The sequence below is a fragment of the Pseudobutyrivibrio sp. AR14 genome (assembly GCF_900101325.1).
In the GTDB taxonomy this organism is placed as follows: Bacteria; Bacillota; Clostridia; order Lachnospirales; family Lachnospiraceae; genus Pseudobutyrivibrio.
Genome location: NZ_FMUY01000017.1, coordinates 1 through 20,639, shown reverse-complemented (window position 1 = coordinate 20,639; position 20,639 = coordinate 1). Strand labels below are relative to the sequence as shown.

The following is a 20,639-nucleotide window of genomic DNA, read 5'->3' as shown; positions in this document are numbered from 1 at the left end:
TAAGACTATAAAAAGCTGGCTGAGGCAAAACTAGAAGACTAGTTTCCGTGCTGTAGTAATTATATTCAGTATGATTTAGGAAATAGTTTATAGAGAGGTATGGAATATGATGGGTGTATCAATTCAAGATGAAATAATTGATAGAGCTATAGAATATGTTAGCACGTTATTTAAGGGTAATTCAGATGGACATGATGTGCAGCATACTCTTCGTGTATACAAGAATGTCCAGTTATTATTAAAATCATATCCTGAAGCCGACTCTTTTATTTCATTATTGTCTGCATTATTACATGATGTGGATGATCATAAACTTTTTAAAACTGAGAATAATTTTAATGCAAGAACCTTTTTGAAAGAGAATGGATTATCAAGAGAATTAATAGATGAAATTTGTGAGGTAATAAATTCTGTTTCTTTTAGTAAGAATAAGGGGAAGACACCTAGAACACTTGAAGGTCAAATTGTTCAGGATGCGGACAGACTTGATGCTATTGGAGCTATAGGTATTGCCAGAACTTTTGCCTATGGAGGAAGATCCGGTAGATCTCTTGATGATTCAATACAGCATTTTTATGATAAGTTGCTTCTGTTAAAAGATGAGATGAATACTGGGGCTGCAATTAAGATTGCCGTAATGCGGCATGAATACATGGAAAACTTTTTAAAAGAGTATCATGACGAAAGCACCAAATAAGAAAGGATTTACAATCGAGGTAGACTATGTACTTGGTTTCAGCATATTTTGACAATGAAACAAATAAAATACTGCAGGGGTATATTAATAAAATAGCGGCGGCTACAGGCAATGATTTTATGGTTAAGAATAATGTGCCACCACATTTGACATTGTCAGCTATAGAAGCCCGAGGTGTGGATGTGTTGCTGCCAGCATTTGATTCTCTGGCAGGAGAAATCAAGCAGGGAGAAATATCCATAATCACAGTGGGCCAGTTGATGCCTCAGGTGATTTATGTGGCTCCCTATTTAAATGATTATCTGTCAACTTTAGAGCAGAGAGTTTTTGATTATCTAGCAGGTATTCCTGAGACTACAGTGAGCAATTACTATAAGCCTTTTTCCTGGCTACCACATATAACACTTGCAAAGACATTGTCTAGGGAACAGATGCTAGACGCTGTAAAGGTCATGCAGGATTTTAAGAGCATCAAGGCCAAGATTGTGAAAATCGGTTTGGCAAAGGTCAATCCGCATGAGGATGTCAGTGAGATAACTTTATGCTAGAAGAATGAATTTTTCGATTGCAGCAGCTACGCCATCTGCGTCATTGGATGGGGCAATGAAATCTGCCCATTCTTTTGTCTCTGGTTGAGCGTTTTCCATAGCTACGGCAAGTCCTGCGTATCGCATCATAGGGATATCATTGTAGCCATCGCCGCAGGCAATCAGAGATTTCCTATCAATGTCTAGCTTTTCTAACAATATCTCCAGCGAGGATGCTTTCTCAATTCCCTGTGGGGTAATCTCCAAAAAGAATGGTTCTGAAAAGAATATGTTTACCGCGCCCTTTAGCTTGTCATCAAGCTTAGATTGAAGTTGCTGAAGAATCTTGTGGTCGCCAACACAGAGAAATTTAACAGGAGGGTCTAGCTGAGCCTCCTCCTCTAGATGAAATACCTGTCGAATAGGTATATTGTTAATGCGGGATTCGAAGTGCACGTACTCATCATTTTCGTCGTTAGTGATGATACCCTCTGAATCATATGTCAAGGTGGTAACTTCTAGCTTATTGGCACAGTGAACAATATCGGCATAGTATTCAGTAGGGATGACTTCTCTGCGAATGACTTCTCCTGTTTTGCAGTCGATAATCATACCTCCGTTGTATGCCAGAATATATCCACCAACTTCTTCTAAATGAAGCTGCTTTGCAATTTTCTTGATTCCAGGAACGGGTCTTCCTGATGCAAGTATTATTTTTACTCCAGCCTTTGCGGCTTTCATTATTATTTCTTTGTTTTTCTTACTAATCTCTTTATTACTATTTAAAAGAGTTCCATCTAAATCTAATGCTATAGCTCTGTATTTCATAAGTGATATCTTAGCAAGGGCTTTACTATTCGTCAATTTAAACTTTATAACTGTAGATAATCCTTTATATGCAAAACCTGTAATGCTATAATGAAACGGTAATTTATGGACAAAAATGGTATATTGGTATGGATTATAGAATATTTATAGTAGAAGATGACAGAGGTATTGCTGAGGGCATTACTGAGCAGATGGAGCAATGGGGTCTAGAGGCAAAGCCCGTATTAGACTTTCACAATGTGATGGGAGAATTCGCAGAATATCAGCCCCATCTTGTTCTTATGGACATTTCACTTCCTTTTATGAGTGGCTATCACTGGTGCAGCGAGATTAGGAAGGTTTCCTCGGTCCCTGTCATTTTTGTTTCTTCTGCTTCGGACAATATGAATATCGTAATGGCGGTAAACATGGGTGCTGATGATTTTATTGCAAAGCCATTTGATCAAAATGTGCTTACAGCAAAGGTACAGGCTCTTTTGAGACGCACCTACGACTTTGGCGTGTCATCTCCAATTATCGAGCACGAGGGTGCATTGTTGAATACAGGAGATAACACCCTTACCTATCAGGACGCTAAAATCGATTTAACTAAAAATGAATATCGCCTGCTTCTTACACTTATGCAGAATAAAGGAAAAATTGTAAGCCGAGAAAAGCTTATGGAAGCCCTCTGGGAGAGTGGAGATTTTATCGACGAGAACACTCTTACTGTAAATGTAGGAAGGCTTAGAAAGAAGCTGGAAAATGCAGGACTTAAGAATTTCATTACCACCAAATCTGGTGTGGGATACAAAGTGGGGTAGATAATGAAGCTGTTTTATTCTTACATTAAAAGCATAATCGGCGGTGTTTGCCTCTTTTTAGGATTCTTCGGGTTGCTTGTTTTATCATTTGCCCTTTACGAGCTTCCGTTAATGGCGGTGGTTTATCCTATGTTGCTGTGCGCACTTATAGGATTGCTGTATCTGATTTACAGATATTATGTCACTTACAAGCGTTACAAAGAAATATCTGAACTTAAGAAATCAGCTGCAGAGCTTATAGAATTTCTTCCTAATTCCTACAGGATACTTGATGAGGACTATTGTGAGGTAATAGAAAATCTGTTGGCTCAAAAGCGAAAAGACATGGAGCTTATTAAGGATGAGACTGACAAACTGATGGATTATTACACTCTTTGGGTTCATCAGATTAAGACGCCAATCGCTTCCATGAGACTTAGACTTCAGAAAGAGGATAGTGAGCTATCTAGGAGTCTCCTTTCAGATTTGGGGCGTATTGAGCGTTATGTAGAAATGGTCCTTACATATCTAAGATTAGAGGGAGCTGGCAGCGATTATATTTTCAAGGAATATGATTTGGATTCAATCATTGGCGGTGTTGTTAAAAAGTTTGCCGGTGATTTCATTCTACGAAAGATAAAGCTTCGTTATAGTCCAGTAGAAAAAAAGGTGCTTACCGATGAGAAATGGCTTTCATTTGTAATTGATCAGGTCATGTCCAATGCGCTTAAATATACAAAGCAGGGAGAGATTTCCATATATGTGGAGGAACCACTTACCCTTTGTATAGAGGATACTGGCATGGGCATTTCTCCTGAGGATTTGCCTCGTATATTCGAGAGAAACTATACTGGCGTAAGAGGACGTGCTGACAAAAAAGCTAGTGGATTAGGATTATATTTATGTAGTAGGATTTGCAAGAATCTCAATCATGAAATAAGTGCTGAGTCACAGGTTGGACGTGGTACCAAAATCAAAATTAACCTGGAAACTAAGCGGACTATTATAGAATAAATTCGATTGTGACAGATTTGTAAGTTTTTCGGGCCGGATTGTAAGCCGATTCAATGGAGAGGATCGGCTTTTTTTATTTATAATCAAACCGAAAACGAAATGGAGGTTTGAAAATTATGAGTTTACTTGAAGTTAATAATTTGAAAAAAGTTTATAAAACACGTTTTGGTGGTCAGGAAGTAGAGGCCCTTCGTGATGTGAATTTCGCAGTTGAGGAAGGTGAGTATGTTGCCATCATGGGTGAATCCGGTTCAGGCAAGACTACACTTCTTAATATTCTTGCTGCTCTTGACAAGGCCACAGCGGGACGTGTTGTTTTGCAGGGCATGGAGCTTTCAGGATTAGCTGAAAAGAAAATTGCCAACTTCCGACGCGACAATTTAGGATTTGTATTTCAGGAGTTTAATCTTCTAGATACATTTTCCATCGAAGACAACATTTTCCTTCCATTAGTTCTTTCGGGAAAAAAATATAGTCAAATGAGCGAAAAGCTAAAGCCTATAGCAGCAAGGTTAGGTATTTCCGAGATTTTAAAGAAATATCCTTACGAGGTGTCAGGTGGTCAGAAGCAAAGAGCAGCAGTTGCCAGAGCTCTTATCACTGATCCAAAGATTATCCTTGCAGATGAACCTACAGGTGCTCTTGATTCCAAGGCTTCAGATGAGCTACTTAGACTTTTTGGAGAGGTAAATGAATTAGGTCAAACAATTCTTATGGTTACCCATTCTGCGAAAGCAGCTAGCTGCGCAGGAAGAGTTCTTTTCATTAAGGATGGTGAGGTGTTCCACCAGATTTACAGAGGTGACAGCACAAATCAGAGTTTCTATCAGAAAATCACAGAGACTCTTACACTTCTTACACAAGGAGGTAACCAATAATGAAAACCTTATTTTATCCTAAGCTTGCATGGGATGGCATAAGGAAAAACAGGAGACTAGTATTTCCTTATATGCTGACATGCATTTGCATGATATCTATGTTTTATATTCTCCTGTTCCTTGGATCTCCTTCAACAGGAGAGCTGTTACCACGAGGCGGAACCACAGCCATGCAGGTTATGATTCTTGGAAGTTTTGTAATTGCGGTATTTTCAGTAATCTTTCTTTATTATACTAACTCTTTTTTGATTCGAAGAAGAGCGGGAGAGTTTGGATTATATAATGTACTTGGAATGGGCAAGAGAAATCTTGCTAAGATTATTACCTTTGAGACACTGATTACATCTGGAATTTCTATAGTTGTAGGTATTTTTGTAGGTATAGTTATTTCAAAGCTGGCGGAGCTTGGCCTAGTGAAAATGCTTGGAGGTCAAATAAGCTACGATATTCGTATTGAATGGAAGAGCGTGTATATCACAGTATTATTTTATCTAGTGATTTTTGCTGTCATTTGGTTTTCATCTATAATTAGAGTTGGTGTCAGCAGTGCGGTATCACTTTTAAAGAGTGAAAAAGCTGGTGAAAAGGCCCCTAAAGCTAACTGGCTTTTAGGCCTAGGTGGAGCAGTAATTCTTGCGATTGCATACTATAAGGCGGTATCAATTGTCAGTCCTCTTGATGCTATTATGGTATTTTTTGTAGCTGTTATTATGGTTATCATAGCTACATATCTATTAATGATTGCTGGAAGCGTTTTGCTGTGCCGCATACTTCAGAAAAATAAAAAATACTATTACAATCCAAAGCATTTTGTATCTGTATCTTCTCTTGTATATAGAATGAAGAGAAATGGTGCGGGTCTTGCGTCTATAGCAATCATAGCGACTATGGTGCTTGTTATGATTTCTACTGCATCATGCATGTGGTTTGGAAGTCAGGATATGATTGATGATAGATATCCAGCTGATATTAATTTTGTTTTCAGATTTGATAAAAGTGAGTTAATGACTGAAGAAAATATGGCTTACTTAAGACAGGCTTTTGAAGACTATCGTGCTGAGAACGATTCAACAACTACAACTGTTATAGATCTTCCTTATATGGAAATGTCAGGCTCAGAAGAGGATAATAATACTATAAATTTTGATAAGTCTGATATTGATGCTTTTAATGTGAGCAGTATGCGAGAGGTTTGTTTTATCCCTCTGCAAACATATAATGAAGTGACTAATCAGAATATAGCATTAGATGATGGTGAGGCACTTGTTTTTTCATCTAAGGGAGCAAAAGAATACGATACAATTAACTTGACTGTGGATGGAAAATCTAGAACTTATAAGTGTGTAAACCCAGGAACAGAAGAGATTTTTTCAGATTATTACCTTGGAAACATTATTCCTATGATTAGTGTTGTTGTCAGTGACTATAGTGATACTATGAAGTTTTTTGAGGCATCAGCGAATGACCGTTGGTATAATATGTTTACATGGAAGTATAGTTTTGATTTAAATGATTCTTCCATGACTGCAGCGGAGTATGCCAAAGGTCTTAAGGAAGCAGTTTCGAATGCTTTAGAGGAAAAGTCTGAGCTTAGTGAGAATTGCTGGTATTATTATGAAGAGCGAGAGTATGAGGCATTGGAATATGTAGCATTAAATGGAAGCGTGTTCTTTATCGGAATAGTTTTAAGTATAGTATTTATTTTAGCTGCTGTACTTATCATTTATTACAAGCAGATTTCTGAAGGTTACGAGGATGCCGGTCGCTTTGAGGTTATGAAAAAGGTGGGAATGAGTAAAAAAGAAATCAAGAGAAGCATTAATTCACAGTTACTTGTGGTGTTCTTTATACCATTGGTTTTCGCGGGGTTACACCTTGCATTTGCCTTCCCTATGATTTCAAAGATTTTGAATTTATTTGGACTTTTTAATACAGGATTATTTATGATGACAACTGTAATTTGTTTCATTGCATTTGCAATATTCTACGCTGTAGTTTACAAGGTAACATCAAATGTATACTACAACATAGTAACTGATGCTAAATAATAAATAGAGATTGTATGTAAGACATAAATCAAGAGCTCCGGGATAAAACTCGGAGCTCTTTTTTAATCTGTGTATATTTGATTTTTGCCGTGCTGCTTAGAGAAGTATAGATTGTCGTCAGCCTTTTTAACAACATCCTCTGAGAAGCTTCCGGAGGCCACACCTAGGCTGACTGTGATAACTAGATCAGGAGCAAAAGACCAGGTTGTGGCGGCCATGTTGCGGCGTAAAGTTTCGGCTATCTCCATGGTATGAGGGTAGGAGTTCTTGCTGATGATAAGAGCAAACTCCTCACCACCGTAACGGTAACCTCGCACATCAGAGTTGGCCTTGACCTCAGCGTTGATGAATTGGCCCACCTTTTGTAGTACTTTGTCTCCCTCTGGATGACCATAGGTGTCGTTGATATTTTTGAAGTTATCAATATCAAGCATAATTACAGAGTATGGCAGCATGGAACGCTTGATACGCTCAATATCGTAGTTAAATGACCTTCTGTTATAGAGGAAAGTCAATCCATCACGTCTACTATTTAAAATGATAATAATAAAGAACAAAATAATTAAGCAGGTTATGATGATGGATAAAACTGTAAGCGCTGTACGGCTCTTTGTATTTTGGGCAATCTCTGCGGCCTTGGCAATTGAAAGTCGAGAATCATTTACCTGACTATTAAGAATATTAGAGTAAGTCTGACTCTGGTTTTCAATGATTAGCGTACTGAGATTTTGGATGCGAATAGTGAGAAATTTCTGCATCTCAATATTATCAGGTTGGCAGGACTCCTGCATTAATAAAAGGGTGTCTAGAGCAACCTTGTCATAGCCACTGTTTTGACATAGTTTAACAAAATCATCCACCAATGTTTTTGTATCAACTGAAGCTGAGTCGGGATGCTGTGCTAGCGCTAAAAGACAGCGGGTCTGATAATAAGGAATTACAAAATTGCGAAGATAAATAGGTTCTTTTTTGGCTGCTGTAATATCCGAATCGCTATATTGATCTAATATAGCAGCACATTCGTCTAATAACCCTTGGCGAACATATATATTGGCAAGAGTAATCTGATTATTTCTAGTGTAGTCATCGACGTTTGGGTCTGAGCCGATGATGCTATCCACGTATCCTTGAGATTTGTTAAGGTATTCAATGGCCTGAGTAAAATTCTTTTTATCCGCGTCTAGCAAAGCAAGTACTCGATAAGCATAGCTTTTTATGGAAACATTGGAAATTTCCTCAAAAGGCTCAATGTCTCTGGCGCGGCTGAGCATTTCCTCTGCAGCTGGATAAGCATGATTGCTAATATGAAGAGCTGCCAAATCCAGGTAAATGTTGACCGTGTAATCCTTCTCATCAGACTGCTCTAGGTAGTATAGGGCATAACCTAAGTAACGGTAATAGGTCATTTCCTCTCCCATCTGATTGTAGATGAGACCAGCCTGTTCATATAACAGACCTAAATCAGTGTCATCATATACGCCCTTTGTAATCATGTCATTGATATTTTCGACTTCGTCCTCAAGTGAAACACCAGAGAGGCGATTATTGTTGGCAAGCACCTCTGTTACTTTTTCATGATTAGTCTGTCTGTCAAAGAAATTTTTGGCGTAATATATAGACTGAGCAAGGATTAATGCTGTCACTATAATAAATGTTATTATTAAAATTTTTTGAATAGTCGATTTTGTCATAAGCATATTATATCCTTTATGGATAATTATTCCAACTTTAGGTTGCATAATCTGAAAATATATGCTAACATCAATCGATTTGAGAATCAGATATAAATTCACAGATTATTGAGGGCGTATAAATGAAATCTAATAACAAATTGTGTCGATTATTTTCAATAATGCTAGCATCAGTGCTTTTATTCTTATCCTTGGATTTGTCGGCGTCAGCAGAGACAGTTGTCACCTACACAGTCACATCTTTTTTGGGTTTTAAGGTTGGACAGACAGAATTTGACGTTGGCACATCAGATGGGGAGATTGCTAGTCGATTGCCTAGTGCTTTGGCAGCAAAAGCAGACAGATATACTGTTGAGGAAGGGAGCGCTAGTAGCTCTGGCGGAGTAGCTACAGGTCCTGCAACTAGTATGGAATATAACGTAGATGTATCTGTTCCAGTGACTTGGGTATGTTCAAATTTTGATTCTGAGGAACCTGGAGTATATACATTCAAAGCACAGACTACAGATTCTACTAAATATATTGTTGAAAACAGCATTTATCCAACTATAAATGTTCAGTTGAATGAGCCAATTCCAGTGGAGGTACCAGAGGAGAAAGAAAATCCAGCAGTGGAAGAGCCTGAGGTTAATACACCAGAGCAGCCAGCTCCAGAAGGGAAGCCAGAAGAGACTCCTGTGGAGGCGCCAGTAGAGACTACTCCTGAGCAGCAGGAGAAGCCTACTCCAGCACCAGCAGCAGAACAGCCATCTGGTTCATCTAATAATGGTTCAAACAACACTAGTAGCGGTTCATCTAATAATAGTTCAAATAGTACAAACCCAGCTACTGAGACACCAGCTACAAGTACTACTCCAGTCCAGACTACTACACCAGCAGCTGAGAGTTCTACACAGCAGACAGCTAGCATCAATACTGGTCATAGTAGCAGTAGCAGCAGTAGTCATAGTGCATCTGCTACACCAAAGGTAGAGGAGCAGACAACTGAGGCATCTATCGTAGTAGAGCAGACACCAGCCCCGGAAAAGGAGGAGTCTACTGATGACATCCCTGTAGCTGTAACTAGCAAGACAGAGACAAAATCAGAGATTTCTGTAGGTAAGGGTAAGGCCGTTATCAATATTCAAAATGATAATTCTTCGGAAGTAACTGCCACAATCACTGATGATGAGACTCTTTTGAAAAACATTCTCACAGATGAGCAGTTAAAGAGAGTAGCAGAAGGTGCTACTGTTAATTTAAAGATTTCTGCAAATATTGTTAAAGCTTCAGATTTGTCAGCTGAGGATTCTGATAGCATCCAAAAGGGTGTAGAAGAATATAAAAAAGATAAGCCTGGTCTTAATATTGCAGGTTATTTAGATATATCTATTTATCTCCAGATGGACGATGAGGACTGGAGTTATGTAAGCAACACAAACAAGCCAGTAGAATTGGTTGTCACTGTGCCAGAGAGCATGAGAGGCTTGTCAGATAATTACTATTTGCTTCGTCTGCACGATGGACAGACTACTTTATTCAGCGACAATGATGATGATCCAAATACAATTACTGTTTCTACAGGACAGTTTTCTATCTATGTAGTAATGTACGATAGCGAAGCTGCAGCAGAGATAGAAAAGACTGAGAAGAAAGAGCTCAATCTGCTTATTATATTTGTTATCGCACTTATCGTGGTGCTAGTGATTCAGATTGTATATATCTTTGCTATCCGCAAAAAATTACATTCAGTTGGACAATAATTTATTCTTATCTATTTTGCCCTCTGAAATCATATTAGAAACCCATAGCTTGAGTGATTCGACAGTTCGGTCGATTTGCTCAAGCTGTTTTTGTATTGCGACGAAGTCTTCGATTTCATCATCGGAAATGATGCCATCGGCTGTGATATCAATTAGTCTATCCTTCTGATTGTTGAGAGAATTCAGGGCAGAAAGCATGCCGAGTACGATCTCAGGAAGAGAGGATGTCTTTACCTCTGGGACGGTCTCCTGACCAATACGGCACTCATGGGTGCAGTAGTAGTTACATAAATCTTGACGTTTATAAGCGTTAGCCAAATCAACTACATCTTCAGGATAAATGGATACCTTGCCAGTTTCAATTTTTTCAAGGCGGCTTTCTGTTATAGAGCCAATTAATTCGCTGGCTTGAGCCCTAGTAAGACCGGCCTCTTCGCGAGCTTTGAAATATACACTTTTATCATCTTTAATTGATTTTCTTCCCATGGTAAAATCCTCCTATTAAAATTATTATATCTATTTTGCTAAAAAAGAAAAATAGACTATATTTATTCACCTAAATAGTGATTTTTTAATAGTTCATAGGATTGTATTATTTACATAAGAAAAACGTAAACAACCGTTTATAAAGAAAGGTGAGGTAAGCATTATGAATGGTAAAAAATTATACAAGAGCAATAACAAGAAAATCTGTGGTGTATGTGCAGGTGTAGCAGAGTATTTTAATATTGATCCAACGATAGTAAGATTAATTTGGGCAGCATTTACACTTGCTGGAGGAAGCGGTATCATAATTTACATAATCGCAGCGCTTATTATGGATGATAGCCCAATAGACGTTGTTAATTAAGGAGGTACAGAGATGGGTATTCTATTTTTTATCCTGTTTTTCATGATATTTGGCAAGATGATTGGATTTGCATTTAGAGCTACATGGGGAATTCTAAAAATAGGGCTTTTTATCGTATTTCTCCCTTTGATGTTAGTGGCTATGGTATTTGGAGGTCTCCTCTACATCGCATTCCCAATACTGATTATCGTAGGAATTATATCTTTGATAGCTAGTGCAGTGAAATAAGATGATAGTTAGAAAGGCAGTGGACTTTATGGTCCGCTGCCTTTTTGCTGCTACCATTTTTGATATAATGTAACAAAATATAACTATTGGTTAAAAAAATAAAACAAAAGCTAAAAGCTATTCACTACAGTTTAGCAACAGATACGGCTATAATGTGTATGTAACTGTTAATTACGAGGAGTCGAATGGAGGTATTTATGAAAATAAATGAAGTAATTCGAAAACACAGGAAAGAAAAGAATATGACTCAGGAAGAGATGGCAAATAGGCTGGGAGTTACTGCTCCAGCAGTAAATAAATGGGAGAGCGGTGCTTCAATGCCGGATATTTCCCTACTAGCCCCCATTGCCAGATTGCTGAATGTCTCATTGGATGAGCTTCTTTCATTCAAAGAGGAGCTGTCGGAAATTGAGGTATCAAGTATTATAAAAGAGATATACGAGATGTTTGATACCGAGCCAATTGAGACTGTGTATCAGAGAATCTTAGAAGTTACCAAGGAATATCCTAATGCTGAGTCGCTGTTGCTTTCTCTTATTGGTATTTTTAATAGTAGGTGTGTCATTCTAGGCGTGGATAAAAATGAAGAATATGATAAGTGGATTCAGGGAAGCTATCAGAATCTATTATTTAGCCATGATGAAGAAATACGAGTAGGAGCAGCTGATGGTCTCTATGCTTTATATATTAGAAAGGAAATGTATGAGGATGCTGAGAGATGTTTGAGATATTTTTCAGCCAAGGACCCTGATAGAAAGAGAAAGTTAGCGACTATTTACTATGGCAAAGGCCAATATGAAGAGGCATATAAAACACTGGAAGCCGAGGTGCTAGCTAACTATCAGACTATGTCGGTTATGCTTCTTGAGATATTCATGGTAGCAGTGAAAACTGAAAACTTTGAAAAAGCTCAGGTGATTATTGAAAAAGAAAGTGCTTTAGCAGAGCTTTTTGAAATGGGTGAGTACCATAAAAATGCAGGAAAATTAGAGTTAGCCGTTGCTTTAAAAGATTCAAAAGAGACATTAAGACTACTGGATTGCCTTTTATCAACCACTAATACTGTTATGGATTATACAAAGTCAAAGCTATTTGAGCATATGACATTCCAGGAAGTTAATCCTACTATAATTCAGACTTTGCGTGTTAATACCCTTAAGCATTTCAGCGAGGATGATACTTATAAGTTTGTAAGAGAATCAGAAGGCTGGGAGGCATTTGAGAAAAAATGGATGACGGCATAGGAAGAAAAGTAAATATTGTAAAAGATAAACGAGTCCCCGATATTGATTTGGAGACTCGTTTTTTGTGTCAGCTTAATTGGGGTCTTTTTTCCGATAAAAGGTTACGTTAAAATATAAGAGTTATAATGTGAAATTTAAGCAATTGGCAGTTGATTCGAAAAAGTTATATGGTAAGATTATAAAGTCAATTGCTTAATGAGATATTTTGAGCATTTTGACCCATAAATAAAATAATAGTTGAGAAAGAAGAGTGTATGAGAAACATAGGATTTAGTAACGAAAAGTATACTGAGATGCAATCAAAGAGAATCAGGGAGCGCATCGATCAATTTGGAGGTAAGCTTTATCTTGAATTCGGAGGTAAGCTTTTTGATGATTATCACGCTTCTAGAGTTCTTCCAGGATTCAAGCCTGATGCAAAGATTACAATGCTTAAGGAACTTGCTGACAAGACTGAGATTGTAATTGCTATCAAGGCTGGTGATATTGAGAAAAACAAGGTCCGTGGAGATATCGGTATTACATACGATATGGATCTTCTTAGACTTATTGATGCATTTACAAGCTATGGGCTCTATGTGGGTTCTGTAGTTCTTACTCAATTTGCTGAACAGCCTTCAGCAGTAGCATACGAGAAGAAGCTCAAGGCTTTGGGCTTAAAGGTATTCAGACACTATATTATTCCAGGCTACCCATCAAATATTCCATTTATTGTATCTGATGAGGGCTTTGGTAAAAATGATTATATTGAAACAACCAGACCACTTGTAGTAGTTACAGCTCCAGGACCTGGTTCAGGAAAGATGGCTACATGCCTTTCTCAGCTTTATCATGAATCTAAGCGTGGCGTTAAGGCTGGATATGCTAAGTTCGAGACATTCCCTATTTGGAATTTACCACTTAACCATCCAGTAAATTTGGCTTACGAGGCTGCCACAGCTGACTTAAATGATGTAAATATGATTGACCCATTCCATTTGGAAGCTTATGGTGAGACTGTTGTTAATTACAACCGTGATGTAGAGGTATTCCCAGTTCTCAAGGCTATGTTTGAGAAGATTTCTGGCGAGTCACCTTACAAGTCACCTACAGATATGGGCGTTAATATGGCAGGCAATGCAATTATTGACGATGAGGCATGTCAGAATGCTTCAAAGCAGGAGATTATCCGCCGCTATTACGAGGCCACTGTTGCTAGAAGAAAGGGCGATGGAAGCGATTCTGCAATTCAGAAGCTTGAGCTTCTTATGGAAAAGGCAGGCATTTCTGTGTCTGATAGACCGGTAGTTGCAGCAGCCAATATCAAAGCAGATCAGACAGGTGTACCATGTGCTGCTATGGAGCTTTCAGACGGCAAAATTATCACAGGTAAGACATCTGAAATGCTTGGCGCTTCATCAGCTATGATTTTAAATGCTCTTAAATACGTGGCAGAGATTCCTGATGAGGTAAAGCTTATTTCACCAGAAGTCCTTACACCTATTATGAACCTTAAGACTAATTATTTAGGCGATAACAACCCACACCTTCATTTGAATGAGCTCCTTATTGCACTTTCAATGGAAGCTATCAGCAGTGAGAATGCTAAAAAGGCTTACGATTGCCTTCCTGCATTAGATGGTGCTGAGGTTCATTCTTCAGTTATTCTTTCTTCAGTGGATGTAGGTGTATTTAAGCAGCTTGGCGTACAGCTTACATGTGAGCCTCGCTACGAAGGAAACAAGCTTTATCACAATTAATTTTCACTAAATGTTACAAAAAAACTTGCATTCCAATCCTAAAAATGCTGAATAGGACGAAAATCAAGGCCTGCAAAGAATAAATGTAGATTTTAATTCTTTAGTATGTTAAAGTATTGTGAGAAAATTAATAATCATGGAGAGGAAGAATCATGGCAGTTAAATATGTTAGTACAAGAGATGTAAATAAGCAGGAGATTACAGCATCACAGGCTATTTTAAAGGGTCTTGCAGATGATGGCGGATTATTTGTTCCTACATCTATCCCTCAGCTTGATGTTTCTTTAGATAAGCTTGCTGAGATGTCATATCAGCAGGTAGCATACGAAGTATTAAAGCTTTTCTTAAGCGATTTCACAGAGGATGAGTTAAAGCATTGTATCAATAGCGCATACGACAGCAAGTTTGACACAGAGGAGATTGCTCCACTTGTTTATGCTGATGGCGCATACTATCTTGAGCTTTTCCACGGTGCAACAATTGCATTCAAGGATATGGCACTTTCAATTTTGCCACATCTTATGATTACTTCCGCTCGTAAAAATAATATTAAAAATGATATCGTTATCCTTACAGCTACATCTGGTGATACAGGTAAGGCTGCACTTGCAGGTTTTGCAGATGTTGAGGGTACACGTATTGTAGTTTTCTATCCAAAGAATGGTGTTTCTGCTATTCAGGAGCGTCAGATGGTTACACAGAAGGGTGCTAATACTCATGTAGTTGGTATCAAGGGTAACTTCGATCAGGCTCAGACTGGTGTTAAGCAGATGTTCAATGACAAGGAACTTGCTAAGGAGCTTGATGGAGCTGGATTCCAGTTCTCATCTGCTAACTCAATCAACATCGGTCGTCTTGTTCCTCAGATTGCTTACTATGTATATGCGTATGCTAAGCTTCTTGGTGAGGAGAAGATCAAGAACGGCGAGCAGATTAATGTAGTTGTTCCTACTGGAAACTTTGGTAATATTCTTGCTGCATACTATGCTAAGAATATGGGTCTTCCAATTGCAAAGCTTATCTGCGCATCTAACGAGAACAAGGTTCTTTACGATTTCTTCACTACAGGTGAGTATGATAAGAACCGTGACTTTATCCTTACTAATTCTCCATCAATGGATATTCTCATTTCTAGCAACTTAGAGAGACTTATCTATCATATTGCAGGAGATGACGCTGCTAAGAATGCACAGCTTATGGAGAGCCTCAAGACAACAGGCAAGTACGAGATTACAGCAGACATGAAGGCAAAGCTTGATTCTTTCTATGGCAACTATGCATCAGAGCAGGAGACAGGCAAGACTATCAAGAATCTTTACGACAAGACAGGATATGTTATCGATACACATACAGCAGTTGCTTCATGTGTTTACAATAAGTACGAGAGTGAAGCTTCAGATGGCAAGACAACAGTCATTGCTTCAACAGCTAGCCCATTCAAGTTCACACGTGCGGTAATGGGAGCTATCGATTCTGCATACGAGAAGGAAGAGGATTTTGTACTTGTTGACAAGCTTTCTGAGCTTGCTAAGGTAGATGTTCCTAATGCAATCGAAGAAATCAGAAGCGCTGCAGTACTTCACGATACAGTAGTAGAAGTTGCTGATATGTGCTCAGAGGTTAAGAGATTCCTCGGAATTTAATAATATTAAAAAAGAGCCCTTAGGGCTCTTTTTTAGTACGAAACAATTAAATGAACGATTCCAAATGGATACGCTACAGGGAAGTCCACACATTTGTTAACTCCCATTAGTACACCTTCTTCGGTAATCTCTGGTGGTGCCAGTTCTATATTTTTAGATTGCTGGTTTGATACATTTACAATATACAGACCGTTGTGTAGATTTAGGAAATCCTCAAGGGCTGCAACTACATATTCATTGAATTCGCTGAAATCTTCTTTTGCATATCTTGATGCGAAAGCGATGGCAGTTTCTCTATCACAGTCAATATGTGTGATGTAATCTCTGTCTCCGATTACAGCTTGCGATACTCCAAATGTAATTGGATACTCGTCTACAATCATTGGTGTAAGAGGAGAGAAATCCTCGCCAATAAAGCGAATCAAACTGTTAAACATAAGCTCCAAGTACATTATGTTTAAATCGTTAGCAGGCATTTCTGCCATGAGGAAAAACTTTTCAATTATGGATTGAACTAGTCCGCTATTTTCTACATCAAGCTCCAAATCATATAATTCATTGTCAGCTTTATAGTCGAAAATTATTCGTTCCAAATCCTCATAGCTGATAATTCCATCTTCTACGAGATTCTGGCCCAATAGAATATAGTCTGGAGTTTGCTTAGATAGCAAATCTGAGACATTTTCTTCGGATAAATATCCACGTGCTACAGCAATTTCTCCAAATCGTTTATCTTCACGAGTTTGAATATAGAGACACTCGTCAACTTCATTAGCAGTCATCAGACCTTCGTGGATTGCAATCGTACCAAGCTTGATGTGTGACTGTGAAAGACGAGCCATTGCATTAAAGAGCTGGTCTCGTGTGACTATGCCCTTTTGTAGCAAATAATTCCCTAAGAATTGTGTAAACATAAATTATTTTCCTCCAAGACGCAGTTCAATAATTTCGCTAATTTGGTTTTTTTCAAAAGGCTTCTGGATGAAATCCTTCGCGCCTAGTTGAATAGCCTTTTTTAGCTGATCTTGTGTACCTACAGAAGATACGATGATGATTACCGCATCTTGATCAAATGCCTTAATTTCTGAAAGTGCTTCGTTGCCATCTTTCTCCGGCATAACTATATCCATAAAAACAATGTCGGGTTTCTCTTTCTTGTAAAGTTCGATGGCTTCTGTACCATTCCTGCCTTCCAGGAAAATAGCGCCGTCTGCAATTTCCTTTACGGCATCCATAAGCTGTTTTCTAGCAAGAACTGAATCGTCGCAAATTAATATTTTCTTATTGGTGATGTCCATAAGCCTACCCTCCTACAAAGTATAAATTAATAATACAATAACAATAGGTTTAATTCAAACGAATTTGCTGATAACTTGTGAATAATTAATGAATTGAATGGAAATTTACAAAAGACATTTAGATAGTTGTTTTTTATAGAATTAGCATAGGAAAAAAGCTATAATTAACTAAAAAATAATTGAGAGGTTTTATGTGTTATGGGAATGAATTTTATGTTGATTATTGATATCGTGGTTTTAGCTCTTGGAGCTTATCTTGTTTTTTCTGGAATCAGATATTACAAGAAGGGCGATGTGGATAATATGCTTATTACAGCAGAGGAGAGAGCTAGAGTTTCAGATATTCAGGGATTGTCAAAATATCTCATGCCAAAGTCAGCAATTTTTGGTGCATTTTGCGTTGTGTTTGGTATTCAGGGCGTATTAAGCGATTCACAGAAGGTGGTATTTCCAAAGGCTGTCAATGCTGCATTCTTACTTGCCTTTGTAGTTGTTTGGATTATTTTCTCCTATGTAATTCGCAAAGCTAAAAAGACATATATTCACTAAAAAATTTATTTTACATCACCTAGAATTCACATTGAGGAGCGAAAATGCTTGATGTGATAGCATATAGGAGGCGTATATGAAAAAAATATTGGTAGTTGACGATGAGGAAAAGATTCGTTCAATTATCCGTAAATACGGTGAGTTTGAAGGCTATTTAATTGAAGAAGCTACTGATGGAATGGATGCCATCCAAAAGGTTAAAGAAAATAGCAATTATGATGTCATTATTATGGATGTTATGATGCCTGAACTGGATGGTTTTTCTGCCTGCACAGAGATAAAAAAGATAAAGGATATTCCTGTTATTATGCTTTCTGCCAGAGGCGAGGAGTACGATAGAATCCACGGTTTTGAGGCAGGAGTAGATGATTATGTAATCAAGCCATTTTCACCTAGGGAACTTATGATGCGAGTGAAGGTAGTTACTAGTCGTGTCAGAACAACTGAGGGGCAGGCTGACATATTAAAATACGAGGGACTTGAGATTAATTTCACTGCAAGGACGGTATCTATTGACGGCAAGCGAGTTGAGATGTCACCTAAGGAATATGAATTACTTTTCTATCTTGCGAAGAATAAAAATATTGCTCTTCAAAGAAACCAAATCATTACTCACGTCTGGGGCTACGATTATTATGGAGACGATAGGACTCTAGACACTCATATTAAGCTATTGCGAAATAGTTTGGGGGAATATAGAAAATTGCTGGTGACACTTAGGGGTATTGGATATCGTTTTGAGACATTGGAGGATTCCTTTGAATAATAGTCGCTTTAGTATTAGATGGAAGACATTTTGTATATTCTTAATTTTTGCCATAGTACTTTTAGGAGTGCTGTGGCTTTTTCAGATAGTATATCTAAATGATTTCTACAAAATAATTAAAAGAAGAGAGACGGAGACTGTTCTCAGCCAGATTGAAGAGTTGGTCCGCAACAATGAGGATGATAGCGACACCATAGAAGAAATTGCTGCCAGTCACAACCTGGGCATATTTATTACCGATAGATTTGGAAACACTTTGTACAATGCAGATTACATTCCAAATTCTCATATAGCGGGCATGCCTAGATATATTTTTGGACTTTTTTATGATACAGCCGTGGCTAATGGGGGCAAAGCTGTTGTTGAGTACAAGGGAAGCGAGATGCAAAAAGATAGCCAAGAGGGCTTCCTTATTCAGCAGTTGATTGGTAACCAAGAAAGCGTTGAGATTATTTCTGGTGCCACACCGGAGTCGGAAAATGGTGAGATTAATCAAGGTGAAGGCAGAGTTGGGTACACCATTTCTGGACGAGAGACTACAACTATATCTGAGTTTAGGCAAAATATAGGTGATGATAGAGCTGAGTCTGTTATCTATGTCAGCATAGTTGAAAACGACCATGGACAGACTGTGGTTATGATTAATTCAGTGCTTACTCCTATTGATGCCACTGTTACCACTCTCGAAGCACAGCTGAAGATGATTTCAATTATCATGGTTGTGTTTGCTTTTGTTCTTGCTGTGGTTAATTCAAAAAGTGTGTCTAGGTCTATCATCAGTCTTAATGATGGAGCTAAAAAACTTGCTCAGGGAGATTACTCTGTTACATTTGATTCCGGTGACTATATGGAGGTGGCCGAGTTATCAGACACCCTTAATTACGCTGCCAAGGAATTAGGTAAAGCAGATGCTCTTCAAAAAGAGTTGATTGCAAATGTGTCCCATGACCTTAGAACGCCTCTTACTATGATTAAGGGATATGCAGAGGTTATGAGAGATATCCCAGGAGAAAATACTCCAGAAAATGTTCAGGCTATAATAGAAGAGACGGAGCGTCTGACAGATCTCGTTAATGATATGCTTGATATTTCAAAGCTAAAGGCAGGCACTATCACCATCAAACCTGCAGTTTACAATATTACTGAAAGCATTAAACATGTTCTTGAGAGATATAACAAGCTTAGAGAGGTGGATGGTTACACTATTGATTTCATCTATGATGATGAGATATATGTGGAGGCTGACGAGCAGAAGATGTATCAGGTTATTTACAATCTGGTAAACAACGCTATCAACTACACCGGTGAGGACAAAAAAGTAACGGTCCATCAGAAAGTGACGGATGGCATCCTTCGAATCGAAGTTATTGATACAGGAAATGGAGTAAAGCAAGAGGATATCCCTTATGTTTGGGATAGATACTACAAGGACAAGACCACTCATAAGAGAGCGCTTCAGGGCACAGGTCTTGGTCTTTCGATTGTTAAAAATGTCTTAGAGCTTCACGGAGCCAAATATGGAGTTTCTTCTATTAGAGGTAAAGGAGCAACATTCTGGTTTGAGCTTCCAATAGTACAAGTTGATTAAAAATAAGCGCTAGCCCATATAACTGGGTTAGCGCTTTTGCTTAGCTAAAAATAGAAGATATTGCTTCTGCAATATTATGTAAAATACCATGCTTCTTTTCAAGCATCTTTTCCAAGTCCTCTTTATAGTGTCCCTCTTTGTAAGCTCTTGCAAGTCGTGATTCCATTCGCTTAATGTTTTCTTCATTCATAGCAGTTACCTCCTCTTTTAAGACTATGAAACTGTGAAAACATTAATCCCCCTAAATGAAACTAGTAACTTAAGTGGTGTGTAATTAAAACTATACATCAAACCCTGTGTCTAAATTATGAAGCAATTTGGAGGCCTTTGTGATTTTTTTATGTAGATGGAACTGAATGAGGTTTGCTTCCTGCGGAAGACGGGGTGAGGTGGTATAACAAAAAAGAGCAACCAATTACTTGGTTACTCTCTTTTAAAGGATGCGGAAGGCGGGACTTGAACCCGCACGCTCGCAATGAGCACAAGATCCTTAGTCTTGCTCGTCTGCCAGTTCCGACACTTCCGCG

At 38.2% G+C, this 20,639-nt stretch carries 21 protein-coding genes and 1 tRNA gene; 15 read left to right on the top strand and 7 right to left on the bottom strand.

From position 1 onward, the window contains the following. Positions 1–106: 106 nt before the first annotated feature. Together BLP50_RS12550 and BLP50_RS12545 are read left to right on the top strand one after the other, a co-directional pair. The gene (locus BLP50_RS12550) at positions 107–697 is read left to right on the top strand and encodes an HD domain-containing protein (protein WP_242869274.1); all 591 of its coding nucleotides are present in this window, start codon (positions 107–109) and stop codon (positions 695–697) included. Between the two features lie 26 nt (positions 698–723). Continuing rightward, positions 724–1,245, top strand: a complete 522-nt coding sequence (locus BLP50_RS12545) for a 2'-5' RNA ligase family protein (RefSeq protein ID WP_090155291.1) — start codon at positions 724–726, stop codon at positions 1,243–1,245. Here BLP50_RS12545 and BLP50_RS12540 read toward each other — a convergent pair. Beyond that, complete coding sequence (locus BLP50_RS12540; protein ID WP_242869273.1) at positions 1,237–2,088, bottom strand: Cof-type HAD-IIB family hydrolase; 852 nt, start codon at positions 2,086–2,088, stop codon at positions 1,237–1,239. The two genes, BLP50_RS12545 and BLP50_RS12540, sit on opposite strands and share 9 nt — an antisense overlap. Before the next feature lie 92 nt (positions 2,089–2,180). Here BLP50_RS12540 and BLP50_RS12535 point away from each other — a divergent pair, with 92 nt between their 5' ends. The 4 genes from BLP50_RS12535 to BLP50_RS12520 all read left to right on the top strand — a co-directional run bounded on the left by BLP50_RS12535 (position 2,181) and on the right by BLP50_RS12520 (position 6,774). Beyond that, positions 2,181–2,855, top strand: coding sequence for a response regulator transcription factor (locus tag BLP50_RS12535; protein ID WP_090155287.1), 675 nt, complete (start codon positions 2,181–2,183; stop codon positions 2,853–2,855). 3 nt (positions 2,856–2,858) lie between these two features. Then, positions 2,859–3,848 carry a sensor histidine kinase gene (locus tag BLP50_RS12530; RefSeq protein WP_090155285.1) on the top strand — a complete coding sequence of 330 codons (990 nt, stop codon included), beginning with the start codon at positions 2,859–2,861 and terminating at the stop codon, positions 3,846–3,848. A 116-nt stretch (positions 3,849–3,964) separates the two neighbouring features. Next, positions 3,965–4,726, top strand: a complete 762-nt coding sequence (locus BLP50_RS12525; protein WP_090155283.1) for an ABC transporter ATP-binding protein — start codon at positions 3,965–3,967, stop codon at positions 4,724–4,726. Next, on the top strand, positions 4,726–6,774 hold the full coding sequence (locus BLP50_RS12520; RefSeq protein WP_090155281.1) for an ABC transporter permease: 2,049 nt from the start codon (positions 4,726–4,728) through the stop codon (positions 6,772–6,774). The genes BLP50_RS12525 and BLP50_RS12520 overlap by 1 nt, the downstream gene beginning before the upstream one ends. Before the next feature lie 62 nt (positions 6,775–6,836). Here BLP50_RS12520 and BLP50_RS12515 read toward each other — a convergent pair whose 3' ends face one another. Continuing rightward, positions 6,837–8,417, bottom strand: coding sequence for a GGDEF domain-containing protein (locus BLP50_RS12515; RefSeq protein WP_176753779.1), 1,581 nt, complete (start codon positions 8,415–8,417; stop codon positions 6,837–6,839). 170 nt (positions 8,418–8,587) lie between these two features. Between BLP50_RS12515 and BLP50_RS12510 the strand changes: the two genes are divergently transcribed. Beyond that, positions 8,588–10,207, top strand: a complete 1,620-nt coding sequence (locus BLP50_RS12510; protein WP_090155277.1) for a hypothetical protein — start codon at positions 8,588–8,590, stop codon at positions 10,205–10,207. Here the strand turns inward: BLP50_RS12510 and BLP50_RS12505 are convergent. Continuing rightward, positions 10,193–10,693, bottom strand: coding sequence for a helix-turn-helix domain-containing protein (locus BLP50_RS12505; RefSeq protein WP_090155275.1), 501 nt, complete (start codon positions 10,691–10,693; stop codon positions 10,193–10,195). The two genes, BLP50_RS12510 and BLP50_RS12505, sit on opposite strands and share 15 nt — an antisense overlap. 163 nt (positions 10,694–10,856) lie before the next feature. Between BLP50_RS12505 and BLP50_RS12500 the strand changes: the two genes are divergently transcribed. The 5 genes from BLP50_RS12500 (at position 10,857) to thrC (ending at position 15,911) form a co-directional block, all read left to right on the top strand. After that, entirely contained in the window at positions 10,857–11,057 is a 201-nt protein-coding gene (locus BLP50_RS12500) for a PspC domain-containing protein (RefSeq protein WP_090155273.1), read from the top strand. A gap of 12 nt (positions 11,058–11,069) precedes the next feature. Further along, a complete protein-coding gene (locus BLP50_RS12495; protein ID WP_090155271.1) occupies positions 11,070–11,285 on the top strand; it encodes a hypothetical protein in 216 nt (71 codons plus the stop codon). Positions 11,286–11,482: 197 nt separating this feature from the next. Continuing rightward, complete coding sequence (locus tag BLP50_RS12490; protein WP_176753778.1) at positions 11,483–12,529, top strand: helix-turn-helix domain-containing protein; 1,047 nt, start codon at positions 11,483–11,485, stop codon at positions 12,527–12,529. Between the two features lie 254 nt (positions 12,530–12,783). Beyond that, positions 12,784–14,268 (top strand): DUF1846 domain-containing protein, encoded by a 1,485-nt coding sequence (locus BLP50_RS12485; RefSeq protein ID WP_090155266.1) that lies wholly within the window; start codon positions 12,784–12,786, stop codon positions 14,266–14,268. 152 nt (positions 14,269–14,420) lie between these two features. After that, positions 14,421–15,911: a threonine synthase gene (gene thrC, locus BLP50_RS12480; protein WP_090155264.1), complete on the top strand. Its 1,491-nt coding sequence runs from the start codon at positions 14,421–14,423 to the stop codon at positions 15,909–15,911. Between the two features lie 32 nt (positions 15,912–15,943). Here thrC and BLP50_RS12475 read toward each other — a convergent pair whose 3' ends face one another. Together BLP50_RS12475 and BLP50_RS12470 are read right to left on the bottom strand one after the other, a co-directional pair. Next, on the bottom strand, positions 15,944–16,825 hold the full coding sequence (locus BLP50_RS12475; RefSeq protein ID WP_090155262.1) for a cyclic di-GMP-binding domain-containing protein, MshE-related: 882 nt from the start codon (positions 16,823–16,825) through the stop codon (positions 15,944–15,946). A 3-nt stretch (positions 16,826–16,828) separates the two neighbouring features. Beyond that, the gene (locus tag BLP50_RS12470) at positions 16,829–17,209 is read right to left on the bottom strand and encodes a response regulator (protein ID WP_090155260.1); all 381 of its coding nucleotides are present in this window, start codon (positions 17,207–17,209) and stop codon (positions 16,829–16,831) included. A 198-nt stretch (positions 17,210–17,407) separates the two neighbouring features. On the opposite strand from BLP50_RS12470, the gene BLP50_RS12465 reads away from it, so the two are divergent. From BLP50_RS12465 to BLP50_RS12455, 3 genes are all read left to right on the top strand, one after another. Beyond that, the gene (locus BLP50_RS12465; RefSeq protein ID WP_090155258.1) at positions 17,408–17,758 is read left to right on the top strand and encodes a hypothetical protein; all 351 of its coding nucleotides are present in this window, start codon (positions 17,408–17,410) and stop codon (positions 17,756–17,758) included. Between the two features lie 76 nt (positions 17,759–17,834). Further along, positions 17,835–18,524, top strand: coding sequence for a response regulator transcription factor (locus BLP50_RS12460; protein WP_090155254.1), 690 nt, complete (start codon positions 17,835–17,837; stop codon positions 18,522–18,524). Further along, the gene (locus BLP50_RS12455; RefSeq protein WP_090155252.1) at positions 18,517–20,112 is read left to right on the top strand and encodes a sensor histidine kinase; all 1,596 of its coding nucleotides are present in this window, start codon (positions 18,517–18,519) and stop codon (positions 20,110–20,112) included. Before BLP50_RS12460 ends, BLP50_RS12455 begins: the two co-directional genes overlap by 8 nt. A 40-nt stretch (positions 20,113–20,152) precedes the next feature. Here BLP50_RS12455 and BLP50_RS14360 read toward each other — a convergent pair whose 3' ends face one another. Together BLP50_RS14360 and BLP50_RS12450 are read right to left on the bottom strand one after the other, a co-directional pair. After that, complete coding sequence (locus BLP50_RS14360; RefSeq protein ID WP_176753777.1) at positions 20,153–20,302, bottom strand: hypothetical protein; 150 nt, start codon at positions 20,300–20,302, stop codon at positions 20,153–20,155. 251 nt (positions 20,303–20,553) lie between these two features. Next, a tRNA-Leu gene (locus tag BLP50_RS12450) sits at positions 20,554–20,638 on the bottom strand. Position 20,639: the final 1 nt, after the last annotated feature.